The organism is Aquabacterium sp. (assembly GCF_035476535.1).
Classification (GTDB): Bacteria; Pseudomonadota; Gammaproteobacteria; order Burkholderiales; family Burkholderiaceae_C; genus Pseudaquabacterium.
The window spans coordinates 14,825-36,213 of the sequence record NZ_DATILJ010000220.1; the positions used below are offsets into that span (position 1 = coordinate 14,825).

Annotated in this window: 15 protein-coding genes; 8 read left to right on the plus strand and 7 right to left on the minus strand. The window is 68.2% G+C overall.

Annotated features, from left to right (window positions below; genetic code table 11):
* Positions 1-11 precede the first annotated feature (11 nt).
* The 5 genes from VLK61_RS21580 to VLK61_RS21600 form a co-directional block, all read right to left on the minus strand.
* A complete protein-coding gene (locus VLK61_RS21580) occupies positions 12-365 on the minus strand; it encodes a DUF86 domain-containing protein (RefSeq protein WP_325423788.1) in 354 nt (117 codons plus the stop codon).
* Positions 358-666: a nucleotidyltransferase family protein gene (locus VLK61_RS21585; protein WP_325423789.1), complete on the minus strand. Its 309-nt coding sequence runs from the start codon at positions 664-666 to the stop codon at positions 358-360. The genes VLK61_RS21580 and VLK61_RS21585 overlap by 8 nt, the downstream gene beginning before the upstream one ends.
* A gap of 29 nt (positions 667-695) precedes the next feature.
* Positions 696-974, minus strand: a complete 279-nt coding sequence (locus tag VLK61_RS21590) for a type II toxin-antitoxin system RelE/ParE family toxin (RefSeq protein ID WP_325423791.1) — start codon at positions 972-974, stop codon at positions 696-698.
* Positions 971-1,264, minus strand: coding sequence for a CopG family ribbon-helix-helix protein (locus tag VLK61_RS21595; protein WP_325423793.1), 294 nt, complete (start codon positions 1,262-1,264; stop codon positions 971-973). The genes VLK61_RS21590 and VLK61_RS21595 overlap by 4 nt, the downstream gene beginning before the upstream one ends.
* 73 nt (positions 1,265-1,337) lie before the next feature.
* On the minus strand, positions 1,338-2,948 hold the full coding sequence (locus tag VLK61_RS21600) for an ABC transporter substrate-binding protein (RefSeq protein ID WP_325423795.1): 1,611 nt from the start codon (positions 2,946-2,948) through the stop codon (positions 1,338-1,340).
* Positions 2,949-3,139: 191 nt separating this feature from the next.
* Here VLK61_RS21600 and VLK61_RS21605 point away from each other — a divergent pair, with 191 nt between their 5' ends.
* Both VLK61_RS21605 and VLK61_RS21610 read left to right on the plus strand, forming a co-directional pair.
* A complete protein-coding gene (locus VLK61_RS21605; RefSeq protein WP_325423797.1) occupies positions 3,140-4,222 on the plus strand; it encodes a BMP family ABC transporter substrate-binding protein in 1,083 nt (360 codons plus the stop codon).
* A 173-nt stretch (positions 4,223-4,395) separates the two neighbouring features.
* On the plus strand, positions 4,396-6,705 hold the full coding sequence (locus VLK61_RS21610) for a putative bifunctional diguanylate cyclase/phosphodiesterase (RefSeq protein WP_325423799.1): 2,310 nt from the start codon (positions 4,396-4,398) through the stop codon (positions 6,703-6,705).
* Here VLK61_RS21610 and VLK61_RS21615 read toward each other — a convergent pair.
* Positions 6,680-7,543 (minus strand): dioxygenase, encoded by an 864-nt coding sequence (locus tag VLK61_RS21615; RefSeq protein ID WP_325423801.1) that lies wholly within the window; start codon positions 7,541-7,543, stop codon positions 6,680-6,682. The genes VLK61_RS21610 and VLK61_RS21615 overlap by 26 nt on opposite strands.
* Positions 7,544-7,637: 94 nt before the next feature.
* Here VLK61_RS21615 and VLK61_RS21620 point away from each other — a divergent pair, with 94 nt between their 5' ends.
* The 6 genes from VLK61_RS21620 to VLK61_RS21645 all read left to right on the plus strand — a co-directional run bounded on the left by VLK61_RS21620 (position 7,638) and on the right by VLK61_RS21645 (position 21,123).
* The gene (locus VLK61_RS21620; protein WP_325423803.1) at positions 7,638-10,211 is read left to right on the plus strand and encodes an ABC transporter permease; all 2,574 of its coding nucleotides are present in this window, start codon (positions 7,638-7,640) and stop codon (positions 10,209-10,211) included.
* Between the two features lie 103 nt (positions 10,212-10,314).
* Positions 10,315-16,545 (plus strand): AAA family ATPase, encoded by a 6,231-nt coding sequence (locus VLK61_RS21625; RefSeq protein ID WP_325423805.1) that lies wholly within the window; start codon positions 10,315-10,317, stop codon positions 16,543-16,545.
* A gap of 86 nt (positions 16,546-16,631) precedes the next feature.
* Entirely contained in the window at positions 16,632-17,657 is a 1,026-nt protein-coding gene (locus VLK61_RS21630) for a sugar ABC transporter substrate-binding protein (protein ID WP_325423807.1), read from the plus strand.
* Positions 17,609-18,610, plus strand: coding sequence for an ABC transporter permease (locus VLK61_RS21635; RefSeq protein WP_325423809.1), 1,002 nt, complete (start codon positions 17,609-17,611; stop codon positions 18,608-18,610). Before VLK61_RS21630 ends, VLK61_RS21635 begins: the two co-directional genes overlap by 49 nt.
* A complete protein-coding gene (locus tag VLK61_RS21640; protein ID WP_325423812.1) occupies positions 18,607-20,133 on the plus strand; it encodes a sugar ABC transporter ATP-binding protein in 1,527 nt (508 codons plus the stop codon). The genes VLK61_RS21635 and VLK61_RS21640 overlap by 4 nt, the downstream gene beginning before the upstream one ends.
* Positions 20,134-20,142: 9 nt before the next feature.
* Positions 20,143-21,123 carry an ABC transporter permease gene (locus VLK61_RS21645; protein ID WP_325423814.1) on the plus strand — a complete coding sequence of 327 codons (981 nt, stop codon included), beginning with the start codon at positions 20,143-20,145 and terminating at the stop codon, positions 21,121-21,123.
* A 16-nt stretch (positions 21,124-21,139) separates the two neighbouring features.
* On the opposite strand, the gene VLK61_RS21650 is transcribed toward VLK61_RS21645, so the two are convergent.
* On the minus strand, positions 21,140-21,388 hold the full coding sequence (locus VLK61_RS21650) for a hypothetical protein (RefSeq protein ID WP_325423816.1): 249 nt from the start codon (positions 21,386-21,388) through the stop codon (positions 21,140-21,142).
* Position 21,389: the final 1 nt, after the last annotated feature.

The window sequence follows — 21,389 nt, forward strand, 5'->3', positions numbered from 1 at the left end:
ACCGGCTGGATTCAGCCGGCGCGCTCCAGTTGGCTCAACCAGAGCTGCAAGGTAGCGCGCAGTCCAGGCAAGTCGTCCTGTACCGTGCGGAAGACGGTTTCGTCGTCCACGGCGTCGTACCCGTGGATGATGCGATTGCGCAATCCCACTGCCAGGCGCGTCGCTGGGATCTCGTTGAACAGGGCATCGTGCTCCTTGACCAGCCGAGCGCAGGCCTCGCCCAGGATTTCGAGCTGACGTTCAACGCCAGAGCGCAGAAGCAGGTCAGCCTCGTACGACTCGAGCGATTTGCCGATGGCGAATGACATGGCGGCGTCGATCGCACCGAGCGCGTCAACCAACAGCTTCGGACGGCGGTCAAGCATAGATCGGTACGCGAGTGCGGGCCACTTCGGCCGCGAAGTACGGGTTGCGGATGTAGCGCGGATTGACCAGGTCGACATGGGCACCGAGCAGGGCCTCGAGCCCTTCGGCGAAGTCCACCAGACGCGCTGCACGCGATCCAGGCGCTGCCGGGTCGAGTTCGATCAGGAAGTCGTAGTCGCTCGCGCCTGGTTTGAATTCGCCCCGCGCGGCCGAACCGAACAGGGCCAGGCTGGCGACGCCGTGGCGACGGCACAGCTCCGCGATGGCGGAGCGGTAGGGTGCGAGGGGGAGCGGATCCATGGCCGGATTATTGACAGTGGCCGGGTGCGTCAGCGCCGACGTTCACGCGCCACGTGCCAGATCTGCAGCAGCTGGATTTCATCGGCGCGCAGGCGGTACGTGACGAGGTAGTTGCGGTGCACGATCAACTCGCGTGTGTCTTCGTAGGCGCCGGCCCGCCCAAGTAGCGGGAACTCTTCGAGCCGGCTCAGTTTGTCGACCAGCGCATCGGTGAAGGCCTGCGCCGCCAGGGGCTTGTCATCCGCGGCAATCTTGTCGGTCAGGCGCCGCAGGTCTGCCAGCGCCCGGCGGCTCCAGCGCAGCTTCATGCGCGGCGCTTGATGCTCGCCTTCTTGACCGGCGTCTTGACAACGGCATGTCGCTTCAGCACCGCCTGCACCTCTGCGTCCGTCGCGAACTCGCCGCGGTCGGCGGCCTCGACCGCCTGCTTCAGATCGGCGATCTGCGGCAGGCGACCGTCGAGATACTCGGCCAGGGCCTCCATCGCGACATGGCTCTTGCTGCGGCCGGTCATCTGCGCGTAAGTCTCGATGCGCTCTTTCAGCTCACCCGGCAGCCGCATGCTGACCTGGCTGTCCTTGGTGCTGGGGGTGTTCATCGCCGGCTCCTGCGGTGCAATGTGATGCAGTGTAGTGCATCACATCCCATCACATCACATCGGTGCCACCGGACTACTTCAACTCCACCCCATTGAACTGGTGCGAGCCGAACGGGCTCTGCTTGTAGCCGTTGACTTCCTTGCGCATCACCTCGTAGACCACCGAATGGGCGATCTTCATGTCAGGGGCGTCGTCATGCTCGATGACCTGCATCTCCTGGTACAGCTTGGTGCGCTCCTTGACATCGGCAATCGTGCGGGCCTTCTCCAGCCGGCCGTCGAATTCCTTGTTGCACCACTTGCTGAGGTTCTGGCCGCCGGGGCGGGCGGCGTCGCAGCCGCGCAGGAAGAAGAAGTTGTCCGGGTCGCCGTTGTCGCCGGTCCAGCCCAGCATGCCGGTGATGTGTTCACCCTGCTGCATGCGCTTGCGGTACTCGCCCCACTCGTAGGTCACCAGCTTGGCGTTGACGCCGACCTTGGCCAGGTCGGCCTGCATCATCTCGGCAATGCGCTTGGCGTTGGGGTTGTACGGCCGCTGCACCGGCATGTACCAGAGGTCGATCTCCAGCGGCGTCTTCACGCCGGCCTTGGCCAGCAGGTCCTTGGCCTTGGCGGCGTCGAAGGCATAGTCCTTCACCGTGTCGTTGTACGACCACAGCGTCGGCGGGATCAGGTTCTTCGCGGCCTGGCCGGCACCCAGGTAGACGTCCTTGATGATCGCCGCCTTGTCGATAGCCATCGACAGTGCCTGCCGCACCTCCTTCTTGTCGAAGGGCGGTTTCTGCGTGTTGAAGGCCCAGTACGCGATGTTCAGGCCGGGCTGGTTGATCAGCTTCAGGCTGGCGTCTTTCTGCATCTCCGGCAGGTCGGCCGGGCGCGGCGCGATGACGAAATGGCACTCGCCGGCCTTCAGCTTGCTGTAGCGCGCGGTGGGATCGGGCGTGATCGCGAACACCAGGTCGTCGACCAGGGCCTTTTCGCCGGCCGCGCCCCAGAAGTCCTTGTTGGCCTTGTAGCGGATCACCGCGTCCTTCTGGTACATCACGAACGAGAACGGGCCGGTGCCCACCGGCTGCTGGTCGAACTGCTCCTTCTTGTTGGCCTTGGCCAGCATGTCGGCATATTCAGCGCTGTGGATGCTGGCGAAGTCCATCGCCAGGTTGGCCAGCATCGTGACATTGGCGCGCTTGAGCGTGATCTTCACGGTCAGCGGGTCGACCTTCTCGATGGTTTGCAGATCGTCGGGCAGGCCCATGTCGGCAAAGTAGTCGTACTTGCCGCCGGAGATCTTGGCGTAGGGGTGGTCGGCCTTCCATTGGCGCTCGAACGAGAACAGCACGTCGTCGGCATTGAAGTCGCGGGTCGGCTTGAAGCCGTTGATGCCCGAGTGGAACTTCACGCCCTTGCGCAGCTTGAAGGTGAAGACCTTGCCGTCGGGCGAGACGGTCCAGCTCTCGGCCAGCGCCGGTTCGACCTGCGTCGAGCCGCGCGTGAACTGCGTCAGCTTGTCGTACACCGGGCGCGCGGCATCGAAGCTGGTGCCGGTGGTGTTGAGTGCGGGGGTGAAGTTCTCGGGTGAACCTTCCGAGCAATAGACCAGGGTCTTGGCCTGCACAGCCGGGATCACCAGCGCGACGGCCAAAGCGAGAGCGGCTCGGTTGAAGCCTTTGCAAATCGAAGTCATCGTGTGCCTCCTTCTAACGGTGCGCGAATGCTACGTCTGGATTCAGCATTGCAAGCAGCAGGCCAGCTTGGGGGTTTCCTTGAGTGATCCTGGGGATTCCCCTGATCGGCGACAATCGCCCTCTGCGCCGGATTCGTGCCCCCGAAGCCGGCGTTTGCCATTTCAACCCGGGGCCATGTCGAGGTACAACCATGTACAAAAACCTCAAGCGCGCCGGCCTGGCTGCGTTTGTCCTGGCCGTGTCGGCCATTCACCCTGTTGCACACGCCGCCCCGCTGCAGGCCTGCTTTGTCTATGTCAGCCCGGTGGGCCAGGCGGGCTGGAGCTTCCAGCACGACCAGGGCCGGCAGGCGATGGAGAAAGCGCTGGGCGAGCAGGTGAAGACGCGCTTCGTCGAAGCGGTGGCCGAAGGCGCCGACAGCGAGCGCGTGATGCGCGACCTGGCGTCGCAAGGCTGCGGCCTGATCTTTGCCACCAGCTTCGGCTACTTGGAGCCGGCGCTGCGGGTGGCGGCAGACTTTCCCGGCGTGAAGTTCGAGCATGCCGGCGGCTACAAGACCGCGGCCAACCTCACCACGTACAACGCGCGCTATTACGAGGCGCGCTGGCTCGCTGGCTACCTGGCCGGGCGCAGCAGCAAGAGCGGCGTGGCCGGCTACGTGGCGGGCTTTCCGGTGCCCGAAGTGGTGCAGGGCATCAATGCCTTCACGCTCGGCATGCGCGCGGCCAATCCCAAGGCCGAGGTCAAGCTGGTGTGGCTGAACACCTGGTTCGATCCGGCGCGTGAACGTGAGGCCGCGCTGGCGCTGATCAACCAGGGCGCCGATGTGCTGACCAATCACAGCGGTTCGCCGGCCGTGCCGCAAACGGCCGAGGAGAAGGGCGTTTCGGTGGTTTCTTACCAGAGCGACATGAGCAAGTTCGCGCCCAAGGCGCAGCTGGCCTCGGTCACGCACCACTGGGGCGGCTACTACACCCAGGTGGCGCAGGCGGTGATCGCCGGCCGCTGGGCGCCGAAGCCGGTGTGGGGCAGCATGAAGGAAGGCTTTGTGCAGCTCTCGGCCCTGAACCCCGCGCTGCCGGCGGCGCTGAAGGCGGATCTGGAGGCCAAGCGGGCGCAGATCGTCAACGGCACGTTCAAGCCGTTCTCGGGCCTGCTGGTGGATAACAGCGGGCAGACGCGGCTTGCGCAAGGCGCACTGGGTGACGCGCAGATCGCGGGCATGGATTGGTTGGTGCAGGGCGTGATGGGGGCGCTGCCGAGCGCGCGCTGAGCCGCGCCCAACGATTCACGGCAAATTTCGGTCTTGCTGTCAAGACTTGGCGCGAGGTGTCGATAACGGAGTCAGGCCCCAGCCCTTTCCAGACTCCATAGCCCTCGATGACAAGCACACCTCCACGCTCCGCGACGGCGACGCCCCGTTGTAGCAAGCGGGGTGGAGCGGCTGTGAACCGCCTGCGGCCTGTCGAACAGGACGAGTTCCTGGCGGCTGCGCCGCTGTTTCGTTATGGCCCGTGGGCCCTGATGCTGGTCGGTGCCGTGCTGAGCATGGCGGTGCTGATCGCATCGGTCTGGCGCGTGGAGGTCAGCCGTCAAAGCGAGTACGACAAGGCCTTCCGCTTCGCTTCCGCCAGCGCCAAGGCGGTGGATGCCACGGCCACGCAGGTGTTCGCACTGTTGCACCAGGCCACCTACTCGGTGCGTGTCGCGCAGCAGCATGCCGGCAGCGCCGACCGTCTGACGGCGCAGTTCGCGGCGGGTGTGGGTCTGCTCGACCGGCGCATCCGCGCCTTCGCGATCGACGGCGATGGCCAGGTGCGCGCCAGCAGTGCCGGCCCGGGCCTCGACGGCCCCCAGGCCAGGCGCATGTTGCTGCTGCTCAAGCAGCGCCGCGGCACGGCGCCGGGCGTGCTGCCGGCCGTGGCGCTGGACGGCAGCGGCCAGCTCGTCGTGCCGGTGGTCCATCCACTGGCGCTGCCGGGCAGCGTCTCGGCCATCGTCTACCTGGTCGATGCGGAGGTGTTCGCCGGCGTCTTCAGCAGCGCGCTCGATGGCCAGGCCGGCTGGCTGCGCCTGAGCGACGGCAACGGTGTCACCGTGCTCGATGTCAACCGCGGCATCGATCCGCGGCACGTGGGAGACGCCGCGCTGCAGCAGGCGCTGCGCGGCGCGACGCCGCTGCCGCCGGCGCGGGCGCCGCACAACACCCATCGGCTGCTGTTGGCAACGGCCGGTTCACCCACCGCGCTGCTGGCAGTGAGCGTGGGCTTGAGCGAGGCGGTGGCGATGAAAGAGCTCTCGGCACGCGTTACCACCACCTGGGCCATCGTCTTCGCTGCGGTGTTCGTGGTGATGAGCCTGGTCACCGTGACCAGCGTGGCGATGCGCAAGTTCGCGACCAAGGAAACCCATCTGCGCCGCCTGGCCACGATCGACATCCTCACCGGTCTGCCCAACCGCCGCAGCTTCCAGGAGCTGCTCGACAAGGCGGTGCTGAGCACGCAGCGCCGGCCGCAGGTGTTCGGGCTGGTGTTCGTCGACCTGGACAACTTCAAGGATGTCAACGACACGATGGGCCACGAGGCCGGCGATGCGCTGCTGCAACGGGTGAGCGAGATGCTGCTGGGCGCCGTGCGCGAGGACGACCGTGTCTGCCGCCTCGGCGGCGACGAGTTCACCGTGCTGCTGAGCAACTTGCGCGATGTCGATGAAGCGCGCGGCATCGGCCAGCGCATCCTGGACGCCTTGGCCGTGCCGCAACGCATCCGCGACCGCGAGGTGCAGGCGCGGGCGTCGATCGGCATCTCGCTGATGCCGCTGCATGCGACGACGGCCTCCGACCTGATGCGCTTCGCCGACACCGCGATGTACCGGGCCAAGCTCGGCGGCAAGGGCCTGTGCCTGGTCTACGACGACTCCATGGCGGTGCAGACCCTGGAACGGGCCGAGCGCACGCGCGAGTTGGCGCTGGCCATCGCGCGGGACGAGCTGTTCCTCGACTACCAGCCCAAGTTCAGCCTGCGCGATGGCGGTCTCACCGGGCACGAAGCGCTGGTGCGCTGGCGCCATCCCCAGCGCGGCGTGATCGGACCGGGCGAGTTCATCGCGCTGGCCGAGGAGGCCGGGCTGATCGTCGACCTCGGACGCTGGGTGCTCGAACGCGCGGTGCGCCAGCTGCGCGAATGGCACGACGCCGGCGCCGGCTGGCAGCACGTGGCGGTGAACGTCTCGGCGCTGCAGTTGCGCGACGGCGATTTCGCCCGGCATGTCAACGACGCGCTGGAGCGTCATGGGGTTCGCGGTGCGCAGCTGCAGCTGGAGCTGACCGAGAGTTCGCTGGTCGTCGATGCCGCGCAGGCGCGCGAGCTGCTGAGCAGTGTGCGCGCCTTGGGCGTGAGCATCTCGGTGGACGACTTCGGGACCGGCTACTCGTCGCTGGCGGCCTTGCAGCAGTTCGACATCGACGCGCTGAAAGTCGACCGCAGCTTTGTCAATGCGATCGAAACGCCCGCGGGCGAGGCGATCTGCCGGGCCATCGTCAGCATGGCGCACGCGCTGGAGATGCGGGTGGTCGCCGAGGGCGTGGAAACCGCCGCGCAACGCGACATCCTGGGTCGCCTGGGCTGCGACGAAGTGCAGGGCTTCCTGTGCGCGCGCCCGATGGCGGCCGACAAGGCGCTGCGCCTGATGCTGCAGGAAGCCGGCGCCGGATCGACGCGCTTGCGCAGGCTCATGCCGGCGCTGCGCGTGTCGTGAGCGGCGCTGCCAGCGCGGGTGCCGACGACCCGAACGCATACGCATCCATGCCCAGGCAGCCATAGGTCAGGCTGTCGTGGATGCGCTGCGGCGCAGCCGAGCGACCGCCCGCACCGGCCGTCACGAACCAGGGCAGCAAGTGTTCGTCCGTCGGGTGCATCAGCACCGCCTGCGGCGCCTGCCGCCGGTAGTCCAACAACGCGGACCAATCCGCAGCCGCACTGCGCTCGGCAAACCAGGTGCGGAAGGCCGCGCTGGCCGGAATCTCCGGCGCATCCAGCGCGGGCCGGCCGGCGGCGCCGAACAGCAGGCGCAAGTTGTGCGTGATGCTGCCGGTGCCCATCAGCCACACCCCTTCGGCGGCCAGCGGGGCCAGCGCCTCGCCCAGCGCAAACAGCCGGGCCGGTGACCAGTCGGGCGGAAAGGCCAGCGGCAGCACCGGAATGTCGGCCTGCGGGTAGGTGAAACGCAGCGGCGACCAGATGCCGTGGTCCAGCCCGCCTTCGTCGACGACATGCACCGTCACGCCGGCCTCCCGCAGCAAGCCGGCCACCCGTTCGGCCAGCGCGGGCGCGCCGGCGCTGTCGTAGTTCAGGCGGTAGAGCGCATCGGGAAAGCCGCTGAAATCATGCACCGTCGGGTGCCGCGCCGCGGCCATCAGCACCGGTTCACGTGCCAGCGAATGGGCCGACACCGCCAGGATCGCCCGGGGTCTGGCGGCCATGGCATCCAGCGCCGGGCCCAATTGACGCCAGAAGTCGCCGGCGGCGCCGGGCTCCAGCGCCGTCATCGGCGAGCCGTGGGAGAGGAAGACCGGGGGCAGGGTGCGCGTGTCCATGCCGTTCATTACAGCAGCGGGGTCTGCGACCGACATTGAAAGCCATTGCACGCATGGTTCAGCCGGCCTGGCTTGTGGTGTACCGTCGCGCCCCATGAAGCGTGATTCCTTGCCCGTGTCGATGTGGGGCCTGGCCTGGCGCCAGGGTTGGCGTGATTTCCGCGCCGGCGAACTGCGGCTGCTGATGGTGGCGGTGATGCTCGCGGTCGCGGCACTGACGGCGGTGGGCTTCTTCGCCAGCCGGCTCGATGCCGCTTTGTCGCGTGATGCGCGCCAGCTGCTGGGCGGCGACGCGGTGGTGGCCAGCGACCAGCCGGCGCCGCCCGGCATCGCCGCCAAGGCGCGTGAACTCGGGCTGCAGGCGGTGAACACCACGGCCTTCCCCAGCATGGCGCGCGCGCCGGACGACAAGGGCGGCGAAGCGCGGCTCGCATCGATCAAGGCGGTGACCGACGGCTACCCGCTGCGCGGCAAGATGCGCGTGAAGGCCGGCCCCGATGCGCCCGAGCAGGCGGTGGCCGCCGGCCCGCCGCGCGGCCGCGTGTGGGTCGACGTGGCGCTGGTGGATGCGCTGCAGCTGGCGGTCGGCGATGGGCTGCTGCTGGGCGAGCAGCGCTTCGTGATCGACCGCCTGATCGTGCTGGAACCCGACCGCGGCGCCGGCTTCTCCAGCTTCGCGCCGCGGGTGATGCTGCATGCCGACGACCTAGCCGCCACCGGGCTGGTGCAGCCGGCCAGCCGCGTGACCTACCGGCTGGCCGTGGCCGGCCCCGACGCAGCGCAGCCGGCGGTGCGCGAATTCGTGCGCTGGGCCAACGCCGAGATCGGCAGCGCCAAGCTGCGCGGCCTGCGCATCGAATCGCTGGAATCGGGCCGGCCCGAGATGCGGCAGACGCTGGACCGGGCGCAGCGTTTCCTGAACCTCGTGGCCCTGCTGGCCGCCCTGCTGGCCGCGGTGGCGGTGGCGATTGCGGCGCGTGACTTTGCCCAGCGCCATCTCGACGATTGCGCGATGTTGCGGGTGCTCGGCGCGCCGCAGCGCGCGATTGCCGGCGCCTATGCGCTGGAGTTCGGCGCGGTCGGGCTGCTGGCCAGCGGCCTGGGCGTGGCGCTGGGCTTTGCGGTGCATTTCGTCTTCGTGCGGCTGCTCGCCGGCCTGGTCGAGGCCGATCTGCCGGCGGCCACCTTCGGCCCGGCGGCATTCGGCATCGGTGTCGGCATGACGCTGCTGTTCGCCTTCGGCCTGCCGCCGGTGCTGCAGCTGGCGCGTGTGCCGCCGCTGCGGGTGATAAGGCGTGATGTGGGCGGCCTCAAACCCGCGTCGCTGGGCGTGCTGCTGGCTGGCACGGCGGGCTTCGCGGCGCTGCTGGTGGCGGCCTCGTCGGACCTGCGCATGGGGCTGATCGCGGTGGGTGGTTTTGCCGCGGCCATCGTCGTCTTCGCGCTGCTGGCCTGGGCGGCAGTGTGGCTGCTGCGCCGTGCCGTCGCCGGCACCAGCGCACCGCGCTGGTGGACCCTGGGCGCCAGCGCGCCACGCTGGCTGGTGCTGGCCACGCGTCAGCTTGCTGCGCGGCCGGCGTTCGCGGTCCTGCAGGTGTCGGCGCTGGCGGTGGGCCTGCTGGCGCTGGTGCTGCTGGTGCTGCTGCGCACCGACCTGATCGCGGCCTGGCGCCAGGCCACGCCCAAGGAGGCGCCGAACCGCTTCATCATCAACCTGCAGCCCGAGCAGGCCGATGCCTTCCAGGCCAGCCTCAAGGCCGCCGGTGTTGCGCGTTACGACTGGTACCCGATGATCCGCGGCCGGCTGGCGGCGGTGAACGGCAAGGACGTCGCGCCGGGCGCCTACGCCGACGACCGTGCGCAGCGCCTGGTCGAGCGCGAGTTCAACATCAGCCATGCCGCCGCGATGCCCGGCCACAACACGCTCAGCGCCGGCCAGTGGGTGGCCGATGAAGCGGATGCGCTGAGCGTGGAATCAGGCCTGGCCGAAACCCTGGGCCTGAAGCTCGGGGACACGCTGCGCTTCGACATCGGCGGGCTGAAGAAGGAAGGTCGCATCACCAGCCTGCGCAAGGTGGACTGGGGCTCGATGCGGGTGAACTTCTTCGTGATGTTCCCGACGGCCAAGTTGGAGGACGTGCCGGTCAGCTACATCAGTGCTTTCCGCGCACCGGCCACGCCGGGCTTCGACCGTGCGCTGTCGCGGCAGTTTCCGAACATCACCAACGTCGATGTTTCGGCCTCGCTGGCGCAGGTGCAGCGCGTGCTGGACCAGGTGATCCGCGCGGTGGAGTTCCTGTTCGGCTTCACGCTCGCGGCCGGCCTGGTGGTGCTGTTCGCCGCGGTGGCCTCCACGCGCGAGAGCCGTTCGCGTGAATACGCGGTGATGCGCGCGGTGGGTGCCGGCAGTGCGCTGCTGCGGCAGATGCAGCGCGCCGAGCTGCTGGGCGTGGGCGCACTGGCCGGCCTGCTGGCTTCGCTGGCCGCCGTGGCGGTGGGCGGCGTGCTGGCGCGCCAGGTGTTCGAGTTCAGCTGGGCGCCGTCGCCCTGGGTGCCGCTGGGCGGCACGCTGGTCGGCGCGGTGCTGGCGCTGATGGCCGGCTGGTGGGGCCTGCGCGAGGTGCTGCGCAGGCCGGTGATGGACACCTTGCGGCGCGCAGCGGAGTAGTTGCGCACGGTGTCCATGGCGCGTCGCACGCCGTTCGCGGATCCGTCCAGACCCTGAGTGGAATCCTCAGGATCATCGGTAGACTGCCAGAACGGGTATCCCGATGACCGTATCCACGACACCGCCAGGCTGGCAGCTCGAGACCGTGCGGCGGGACGCGGAGTTCGTGCTGTACAGGCTGCGGGATCCGGCGGCGGCCGAGGCCAGGCTGGCCAAGGCGCCGGCCGTTGAGCACGCCGGGTCCTTGAGGCTCGGGCGGCTCGAACATGAGCTGGACTTGAAGGCTGACCTGGATCCGCAGTGGGCGGTGTGTCCGCTGGAGCTGATCCGCTGGGACGGGCGCCCGCTGCTGCTGTTGGCCGACCCGGGCGGCGAGCCGCTGGATGGCCTGCTCGGCCAACCCATGGCGCTGACACCTTTCCTGCGCATCGCCAGCGCTTGGGCAGCCGCATTGGGGCAGCTCCACGAACGGGGCATCGTCCACAAGGACATCAAGCCGGCCAACGTGTTGTTCGATGCCATGAGCGGCCAGGTCCATCTGATGGGCTTTGGCATCGCCACCCGCCAGCCGCGTGAGCGCCAAGCCCTCGCGTCGCCCGAGGACGTGGCCGGCACGCTGGCCTACATGGCGCCCGAGCAGACCGGCCGCATGACGCGGTCCATCGATTCCCGCAGCGACCTGTATGCGCTGGGCGTGTCGTTCTACGAAATGGTGACGGGCGGGTTGCCGTTCACCACCACGGATCCGATGGCGCTGTGCCACAGCCACATCGCGCGGCAGCCGGCTGCACCCACCGAGCATGTGCCAGGGCTGCCCGAGCCGGTCTCGGCCATCGTCATGAAGCTGCTGGCCAAGGCGGCCGATGATCGTTACCAGACGGCCTTCGGCCTCGAGGCCGATTTGCGCCGATGCCTGGCGCAATGGGAAACGCAAGCCCGTATCGATGCGTTCCCGGTGGCGCTGCATGACGTGTCGGCCCAATTGCTGATCCCGGAGAAGCTCTATGGGCGGAAGGCTGAAGTCGAGGTCCTGGTACGCGCCTTCGACCGCGTGGCCGCCGACGGCTTGCTGGAACTCGTGCTGGTGTCCGGGTACTCCGGCATCGGCAAGTCGTCGATCGTGGGTGAGCTGCACAAGCTGCTGGTGCAAGGTCATGGCCTGTTCGCGTCGGGCAAGTTCGACCAGTACAAGCGCGACATCCCGTGCGCCACGCTGGCCCAGGCGTTCGGGGTGCTGGTGCGCCAGATCCTCGGCCAGAGCGAGGCGCAGCTGAGCCGGTGGCGAGACGCCATTCGGGCGGCGGTGGGCAGCAGTGGGCAGTTGGTCGTCCAGCTCATCCCGGAGCTTGAGCTGATCATCGGCAGGCAGCCGCCGGTTCAGGAGCTCTCGCCCCAGGATGCACAGAGCCGTTTCCAGACGGTGTTCCGGCGCCTGCTGGGGGTGTTTGCGCAGCCGGAGCACCCGCTGGTGCTGTTCCTGGACGACCTGCAATGGCTGGATGCGGCCACGCTGCGGCTGCTGGAGCAGTGGACGACCGAACCGGAGCTGCGCCACCTGCTGTTGATCGGGGCGTACCGCGATAACGAGGTCGACGCGCTGCACCCGCTGATGCGCACGCTGGACGCCATTCGCGGGGCGCGGCAGGTCCGGGTGCAGGAGATCGCGCTTGCAGCTTTCACGCCGGACGAGATGGCGCAGTTCGTTGCCGATACCCTGCATTGCACGCGAGACCACGCGCAGGGGCTGGCGCAACTGGTGCAGGAGCGGACCGGCGGCAACCCCTTCTTTGCGATCCAGTTCGTTTCGGCGCTTGTCGAACAGCGGCTCCTGGCGGTCGATCCGGTCGCATCGGCCTGGACCTGGGACCTCGACCACATCCGCGCAAAAGGCTTCACCGACAACGTCGTCGATCTGATGATCGACAAACTGAAGCGCCTGCCCGCCGTCGCACAAGAGGCCTTGAAGGTGCTCGGCTGCCTCGGTAGCAGCGCGGCCGTCGTCGACCTGTGCCTGATCCGTGGTGCCACGGAAGCGCAAATCCACGTCGCCCTGTGGGCGGCTGTTCGCGGTGGATTGGTCTACCGCTCGGATGGCGGCTACACCTTTCTGCACGATCGCATCCAGGAGGCCGCCTATTCGTTGATCCCGGACACCGAGCGCGCCTCGGAACACCTGCGCATCGGCCGGCTGCTGGCCTCCCGCACGGCGGCGCAGGAGTTCGAGCAGAAGATCTTCGAGATCGTGAACCCGTTCAATCGCGGCATCGCCTTGATCACCGCGCCCGCTGAACGAGAGCGGCTGGCCGAGCTCAACCTCATCGCCGGCCAGCGCGCCAAGGACTCGGCGGCCCACGCCGCGGCGCTGAAGTACCTCGCCACAGGCGGCGATCTGCTGCCACAGGACAGTTGGGAGCGGCGCTACGAGCTCAGCTTCGCGCTCGCCTTCCACCGCGCCGAATGTGAATACCTGACCGGCGATCTGGCCGCGGCCGAGGCGCAGCTGTCGGCGCTGGCGCAGCGCTGCACCAACCCGATCGACCTGGCGGCCGTCACCTGCGTGCAGGTGAACCTCTACACGACCATGGATCGCAGCGACCGCGCCGTCGAGGCCGGCCTGGCCTATCTGCGGCAGGTGCAGGTGCAGTGGCTGCCGCATCCGACCCGCGACGATGTGCGGGCCGAATTCGAGCGCATGTTCCAGTGCCTGGGCGAGCGCTCGATCGAGGCGCTGATCGACCTGCCGCTGATGACCGACGCCGATTCGCACGCGACGATGGACGTGCTCACCGCCATCCTGCCGCCGGTGTTGTTCACCGACGAGAACCTGCTCGGCCTGGTCGTCGGCCGCATGGCCAACATCAGCCTGGTGCATGGCCACAGCGATGGCTCATGCCTCGGCTACGCCTGGCTCGGCATGTTCCTGGGGCCGCGCTTCGGCCACTACGCCGCCGGCTACCGCTTCGGCCAACTGGGGCTGGACCTGGTGGACCAGCGGGGTCTGAGCCGCTTCAAGCCCCGCGTGTACCTGCATGTCGCGAACGTCGTCAACCCGTGGACGCAGCCGTTTCGCAGCGGCCGCGCATGGATACGGCGTGCCTTCGATGTCGCCAACGAAGGGGGCGACCTGACCTTCGCCGTCTACAGCTGCAACCATCTGATCACCAACCTGCTGGCCAGCGAAGAACCGCTGACCGAGACGCTGCGCGAGGCAGAGTCCGGCTTGGCCTTTGCACGCAAGGCCCGCTTCGGGTTGGTCGTCGACATCTTGATCGGACAGCTGCAGCTGATCCGCTCGCTGCGCGGCGCGGCACCGGGGCCCGCCGATGCGCCGTTCGACGAAGCTGCCTTCGAGCGCCATCTCACGGACGACCCCCGTCTGGCGATCGCGGCATGCTGGTACTGGGTCCGCAAGCTGCAGGCCTGCTTTCTGGCCGGCGAGGGCGACGCCGCGGTCGAGGCGGCGGGCAAGGCGGCGCAACTGCTCTGGACGTCGCCCTCGCACATCGAGGTCGCCGAGTACCACTTCTTTGCCGCGCTGGCACGGGCCGGACGCTGCGACGAAGCCCCTGTCGAGGACCGCGAGCCCTGGCTCGCGACACTGCGCGCCCACCATGCGCAGCTGGCGCAATGGGCCGAGAACTGCCACGAGAACTTCGACAGCCGTGCGGCCCTGGTCGGCGCCGAGATCGCCCGCCTCGAAGGACGTGACCTCGACGCGATACGCCACTACGAGGCATCGATTCGATCGGCGCGCGACAACGCCCAGCTCCAGACCGAGGGCGTCGCGCACGAACTGGCCGCCGCATTTCATCGGGCCCGCGGGGCCACGACCGCCGCCCGTGCCCACTTGGACGAGGCGCGCGCCGCCTTTGCGCGCTGGGGCGCCGAGGGCAAGGTCCGGCAGCTCGACGCGCGCCATCTCCAGCTGCGTGGCCCGCCGGCGCCGACCTTCAGCCCGGCTCTCGGTGGCGTGGGTGAGTTCGACTTGCTGTCGGTCGCCAAAGCCTCGCAGGCCATCTCCGGGCGGATCGTGCTCGATGAGCTGGTCGACACGCTGCTGCGCATCGTGATCGAGAACGCCGGCGCCCAGACCGGTCATCTGCTGCTGGTTCGCGACGGCCATCTGTGGCCGGCGGCCGAAGCCCATGTGCAACAGCATGAGGTACAGGTGCAGCTTCAGCTCGGGGCGGCCGACGAAGAGACCGCCTTGCCGCAGACGATCCTGAACTACGTGCGGCGCAGCAAGGCGTCGGTCTTGCTGTCGGACGCGGCGCAGTCGAACCCGTTTTCCACCGACCCGCGGCTGGCCGAGCGCCGGTCGAAGTCGGTGCTGTGCCTGCCGATCACCCGCCAGTCCACGCTGATCGGCCTGCTGTACCTCGAAAACAATCTGGTCACCCATGCCTTCACCGCGGAACGTTTGGCGGTGCTGGAATTGCTGGCCGCGCAGGCGGCGATCTCGCTGGAGAACGCGCTGCTGTATGCCGACCTGCAACAAGAGAACCTCGAGCGCCGACGCGCCGAAGCCTCCTTGCGCGAGCGAGACGGCCGCATCCGCCGCCTGGTCGAGTCCAACATCATCGGCGTGCTGTTCTGGAACCGTGCCGGCGACATCACCGAGGCGAACGACGCCTTCCTGAGTCTGGTCGGCTACAGCCGGCAAGATCTGCTGCAAGGCGCGGTGCGCTGGACCGACATGACGCCGGCGGACTACCGGGCGGCCGATGCGCGCGCAGCGGAAGAACTCCGGCGAACCGGCCTGTGCGCACCCTACGAGAAGGCATTCATCTGCCAAGGCGGCCGGCTCGTCCCCGTGCTGCTGGGCTGTGCCTTCCTGGAGGGTTCGCAAGAACATGGCGTGGCCTTCGTGCTCGACCTGACCGAGCGCAAGCAGGTGGAAGCTGAACGGCAGGCGCGGCGCGTGGCGGATCTGGCCAATCGAGCCAAGAGCATCTTCCTGACCACGATGAGCCACGAGCTGCGCACGCCCTTGAATGCGATCCTCGGTTTTGCACAGCTGCTGCTGGCTGAGCCACAGTTGGACGAGCACCAGGCGCGCCGCGTGAAGATCATCCAGCAAGGTGGCGAGCAGTTGCTGACACTGGTCAATGACATCCTTGACCTGTCGAGGATAGAAGCCGGCAAGGTCGACCTGCAGCCGCAAGCCCTTGCTCTTGACGAGTTCCTGCGCACCGTCATCGACATCATCCGCATCAGGGCCGAGGAGAAAGGGCTGCAGTTCAACTTCGACGGTGTGCCCGGGCTGGCCCGGGCCGTGATCGTCGACGAGAAGTACCTGCGCCAGATTCTGCTGAACCTGTTGAGCAACGCGGTGAAATTCACCGGGCAGGGACAGGTGAGTTTGCGGGCGCGCCACCTCGGCGTGAGCGACACCGTGGCAAGCCTGCGATTCGAGGTCGAGGACACCGGCATCGGCATATCGCCCGACGAGTTGGAGAGCGTCTTCATGCCCTTCGAGCAGGGTGCCGATGCGCAGCGCCGCTTCGGCGGTACCGGCCTGGGGCTGTCGATCAGCCGCCAACTGGTGCGCCTGATGGGTGGCGACATCCAGGTCGAGAGTCGCCTGGGGCAAGGCAGCCGCTTCTGGTTCGACCTTGACTTGCCGCTCGGCATGCTCGATGCCAAGCGCGACGCCATGCCCCACCGGCCGCCGATCACCGGCTACCGCGGTGAGCGCCGCACGCTGCTGGTGGTCGATGATGTCGAAGCCAATCGCACGCTGCTGGTCGACTTTCTGACGGCACTGGGCTTCAACGCCGTCGAGGCCGACAACGGCGAGGCGGGCTTGCGGCAGGCGCAGGCGCTGCGCCCCGATCTGATCGTGATGGACAGCGTGATGCCGGTGATGGACGGCCTGGAGTCGACGCGGCGCCTGCGGCAAGTGGATGAACTGAAAAACGTGCCTGTCATCGCCGTCTCGGCCAGCGCCAGCGCTGTCGACGAGCGCATGAGCCTGGCCGGCGGCGCCGACGCCTTCCTGGCCAAGCCGATCCAACTGGACAAGCTGCTGCACGAGATCGGCAGGCTGCTGCAATTGGCCTGGGTTCCCGATATGCCGGGCACAGCGGCACCCGTGCAGGCCCAGGCGCCTGGCCGGCTGATTCCGCCGCCGCCGCAGGAAATGAAGATCCTGTACGGCCTGGCCCAAACCGGCAACATGAGAACCATCCGTGCCCACGCAGACTTTCTCGGCACCCTGGGCGTGACCTACGGCCCGTTCGCACGGCGGCTGCGCGAATTGGCCGACGGCTACCAGTCGCAGGCCATACTGGAGCTGTTGAGGGCCTACATGGACCGCGAAGACCACCCGTGACAGGCGGGGTCCCATCAACGAGGATGACAAGCCCCATGAAGCACAGCTCGATGAGTCCGGCCACGAGGGCCGCATGCATTCTGTCGATGCTGACCACCACCGGGGTCGCGGCAGCTCCTTTGTGCGACAAGTCGGAGATCCGGCTGGTCAATACGATGCGGGAGATCGCGCAGCCCTATCACGCCAACCTGGACAAGGGCGGCCGCTTGTTCGCGAAATGGGCGGGACTCGAACAGCGCTACGTGCTGCAACTCAACCAGGGCGATTCCGACAAGCAGGTCTCGCTGATGCGCGGCTTGCTGAGCACCCGGCCGAAATGCACGATCTTCAATGTCGAACCGAACTCCGATGTGGCCGTGAAACCCATGGTCAACACGGCCAACCAGTCCGGCGCCTGGATCGTCACGCACTGGGCCCATCCGGCGGGCCTGCACCCGTTCAACGGCAATGATCAATGGATCGCCCATGTGGCCGTCAACAGCCTCGATGCCGGCGTGTCGATCTCGACACTGCTGGTCGATGCCATGGGCGGCAAAGGCGGCATCGTCGCGCTGCAAGGCCGGCTCGACACCGATCCCGCGCGCCAGCGCTTTGCCGGCCTGCAACAGGTGCTCAAAGGCCGGCCGGAGCTCAAGCTGCTCGATCACCAGACCGCCAACTGGGACCGCACGGCGGCCTTCCCGATCATGCAGACCTGGCTGGCCAAGTACGGCAAGCAGATCTCCGCCGTGTGGGCGGCCAATGACGACATGGCGCTCGGTGCCCTCGAAGCGCTGCGCGCCGCCGGCCTCGCCGGCAAGATCCCGGTGGTCGGCGTCGATGGCATTCCCGAGGCGATCGATGCGGTCGTCAAGGGCGAGATGCTGGCAACGGTGTCGAGCGACGCCTACTACCAGGGCAGCATCGGCCTGGCCATGGGGGTGTGCGTGCTCACCGGACAGGTGGCTTTGCCCAAGGCCTGGCCCCAGGAGAAGCGCGACTTCTACCTGAAGCTTCAAGTCATCACCAAGGACAACGCCGGGCGGCATCGCGGCGAGCCGCAAGTCGCGGACTACGCGCCGGAGTGGGATTGCGCGAATCTATGGCGTCGCAGCACCGGCAAGGCGTTTTGAATTACGCCGTCCTGCGCCCCTGGGGGCCGTGCCTGGCGCTGATCGTGCTGTGCATCGGCTTCGGCCTGGCCGAGCCCCGCTTCGCGACCACCGAGAACCTCTGGCTGATCGCCGACCGCTGCGCCATCCCGCTGATCCTGACGGTCGGCATGAGCTTCGTGGTGCTGCAGGGGGCCATCGATCTGTCGATCGAGGGCGTCATGGCGGCCAGCTCACTGGCTGTGGCCCTGCTGGTGCTCAACAGCCGAACCGGCCTTGAGCTCGGCCTTCTCGGCGGGCTGCTGGCCGTTCTGGCCGGTGCTGGCATCGGTCTTCTGAATGGCCTGGTGGTCACGCGCCTGCGCGTGCCGTCCTTCATGGCCACGCTCGGCGTCTGGTCGGCCGCCTTGGGGCTGGCGATGCTCTTGTCCGGCGGCCAGCCGCCGCTGATCCGCGACGCGTCGCTGCGCAGCATCGGCCTCGGGCGGACCGGCGTGGTGCCGAACCTGGCCATCATCGCCGTGCTGGTGCTGGCGCTCGGCGTGGTGCTGCAGCACTACACGCGCTTCGGCCGCTACAGCCTGGCCATCGGCGGTGCCGAGGACCTGGCCCGCCAGTCGGGTCTTCCGGTCGATCGCTACAAGCTGCTGGCGTTTGCCCTTTGCGGGCTGCTGGCCGGCCTGGGCGGGGTGGTGGAATCGGCGCGCATCGGGCTGGGCCATGTCGACATCGGTCTCGGGCAGATGTTCGCCACGGTCACGGCCGTGGTGATCGGCGGCACCTCGCTCAGCGGCGGGCGGGGCGGCGTGCTGCAGTCCGCGGTGGGCGCGCTGATGCTGGGTGTGCTGGCCAACGGCATGATCTTCGTTGGCGTCACGCCGGACATCCAGAAGGCGGTGCAGGGCGCGATCATCCTGACCGCGTCGCTGTTCGCCACATGGCATCTGCGCAGCCGCGGGCGCGTCGTCCAGTGAACAAGACGGTCCTGCGCGTCGAGGGCTTGCGCAAGCAGTTCGGCGGCACGCGTGCGCTGGACGATGTGTCGATCGAGCTTCGCGAGCGCGAGGTGCTCGGCGTGGTCGGCGCAAATGGCGCGGGCAAGTCGACGCTGCTGAAGGTGCTGGCCGGGCAGTGCCGGGCCGATGGCGGGCGCATCGTCCTGCGCGGCCGGCCCATCAGCCCGCGAAGCGGGGCGGATGCCAACGATGCGGGCATTGGCATGGTGTTCCAGGAACAGTCGCTGCTGCCCAATGTGAGCGTCGCCGAGAACATCCTGCTGGGCCATGAAGATGCGGCGCTGCACGCCGGCTTCTACCACTGGCGCACGCTGAACGCGCTGGCCGCGCGCCAGCTGGCCAAGCTGGGTTGCAGCATCGCGCCGGCGGCCAGGACGGACAGCCTGTCCTTCGCCGAACGGCAGATGGTCGAACTGGCCAAGGTCCTGGCGATCGAGGAGCGCACGCAGCACGAGCCGGTGATCCTGCTCGACGAGCCAACATCGATGCTGGACGCCGGGCAGATCGAGACCGTGCTGACGCAGATCGAGCGGCTGCGCGGGCGCGCATCGGTGGTGTTCGTGTCGCACCGGCTCGATGAAGTGATGCGCGTCTGCGACCGCCTCTATGTGATGAGCGACGGCTGCTGCGTCGCGCAGCGCGAGCGGGGCAGCTACCAGGTCGCCGATCTGCAGCAGCTGATGCTCGGCCGTGCGGTGAACGCCGAAGACGGCCCGCGCGCGGCGCCGTTGCCGACAAGCCGGTCTGCGGTGATGCTGAGCGTGCGTGCGCTCAGCCGCGCCCGCAACTACCACGCGGTGAGCTTCGACCTGCACGCCGGTGAAGTGCTCGGTCTGGCCGGTGGGGCGGGATCCGGGTGCGAGAGCCTGTGCCGCAGCCTGTTCGGCGCCGAGGCACCCGACAGTGGCGAGATCGTGCTCGATGGCAAGCCGGTCCGGCTCAATGAGCCGGCCGATGCGGTGCGCCTGGGCATCGGCTATGTGCCGGCCGAGCGGCGTCTCGAGGGCATCGTGGCCGGCTTGAGCGTGCGCGAGAACCTGACGCTGGCCCATCTCGAGGGTCTGCGTCGTGGCCCCTTCATCGACCTGGCCCGCGAGAGAGAACTGGTCAGCGGCTGGATCGATCGTCTGCGCATCAAGCCCACCACGCCGGAGATGCCGGAGACGCCGGCACACCACCTCAGTGGCGGCAACCAGCAGAAGCTGGTGCTGGCGAAATGGCTGATAACGGGCCAGCCGAAGCTGCTGATCCTCGACCACCCCTTGCGCGGGCTCGACGTCGGCGCCAAGACGGAGATCATGCGATTGATCCGCGAACTCGCCGGCAGCGGCATTGGCATCCTGCTGATCGCCGATACGCTGGACGAGCTCGTTGCGCTCAGCGACGCCGTGCTCGTGATGAAGGATGGCGGCGTCTCGGGCCGTTTCCCCGCCACCGGCACGCCGGTGAGCGAGCTTCAGATTTTGGAACGAATGGTCTAGGGCCTGTTCATGCGCGCCCCTGTTCGCTGGCTGTCGATCCTCGGGCCGTACGCGCGGTTCGTGCGGTATGCGCCGCTCGCGCCGCTCGGGGTGTTGTTCGCTCTGCTGGCGGCCGTGGGCTTGGTGCAGCCGACGTTTCTGTCGACCAACAACCTGGGCATGCTGGCCGGTGAATCGAGCGTGATCCTGCTCTTTGCCACCGGCCAGACGCTGGTGATCCTGCTCGGCGGCATCGACCTGTCGATGGCCGCGCTCGCCGCGCTGGCTTCGGTGTTGATCGCGCTCTCGCTGCCCACCCTGGGTGGTGCCGGCGTGCTCGGCGTGCTGGCGCTGAGCACCGTCGTCGGCGCCTTCCAGGGGTATGTGCACGTGCGCGCCCAACTGCCTTCGGTCGTCGTCACGCTGGCCGGGCTCGGCATCTGGTCGGGCCTGGCACTGGCCATTGCGCACACCACCCTCCCGGTGCAAACCGGCGAGGCTGCCGTCGCCTGGCTCGAGGGCAGCAGCTTCGGCGTCTCGCATGCGTTCGCCTTTGCCGTCGCGGCGCTCATCGTGCTGTGCGCGTGCCTGCGCTGGCTGCCGCTGGGCCGCTACGTGTACGCGATAGGGCTGAACCCGCGGGTGGCCCTGCTCAGTGGCATCCGTGTCGGGCGGGTGAAGGTCCTGGCCTTTGCGCTGGCCGGCCTGTTCTCCGGCCTGGCCGGCCTGGCGATGGTGGCGCGCACGTCCAGCGCCAGCCCGACCATTGCCGACAGCCTGCTGCTGCCCAGCATCGCGGCGGTGCTGATCGGCGGCACGGCCATCACGGGGGGCGTGGGCGGGCTGGGCCGGACCTTGATCGGCGTGCTGACGGTCACCGTGCTGCGGGTCGGCATCGCGGCGACCGGTGTCGACCCCGCCTATGAACCCATCGCCTATGGCGTGTTGGTCGTCGTGGCTGCGGCGCTCAGCGCGGATCGTTCGATGGGGCGGGTTGCCGAGGCGCGGTGACGGCGGAGAGTACGCGTCAGAACGATTCCCAGTCGTCAGCTTGCCCGGCGGCGCCGCTTGAGGCCGGCCGCGAACTGGCCCGGGCCTGGCTGATGGCGGCCTGGGCCGCTTCGGCCGGACGCGGTGGTGCGGCGGGTGCGGGGTCGCCCTGGCCGATGCGCTCAACGGCCTGCGCCTGGCTGCTCAGCCGTGTGCGGATCGAACGCACCAGGAACAACGTGCCGAGCCCCAAGCGCTGCACGATCGTCAAACCACGTCGCTTCATA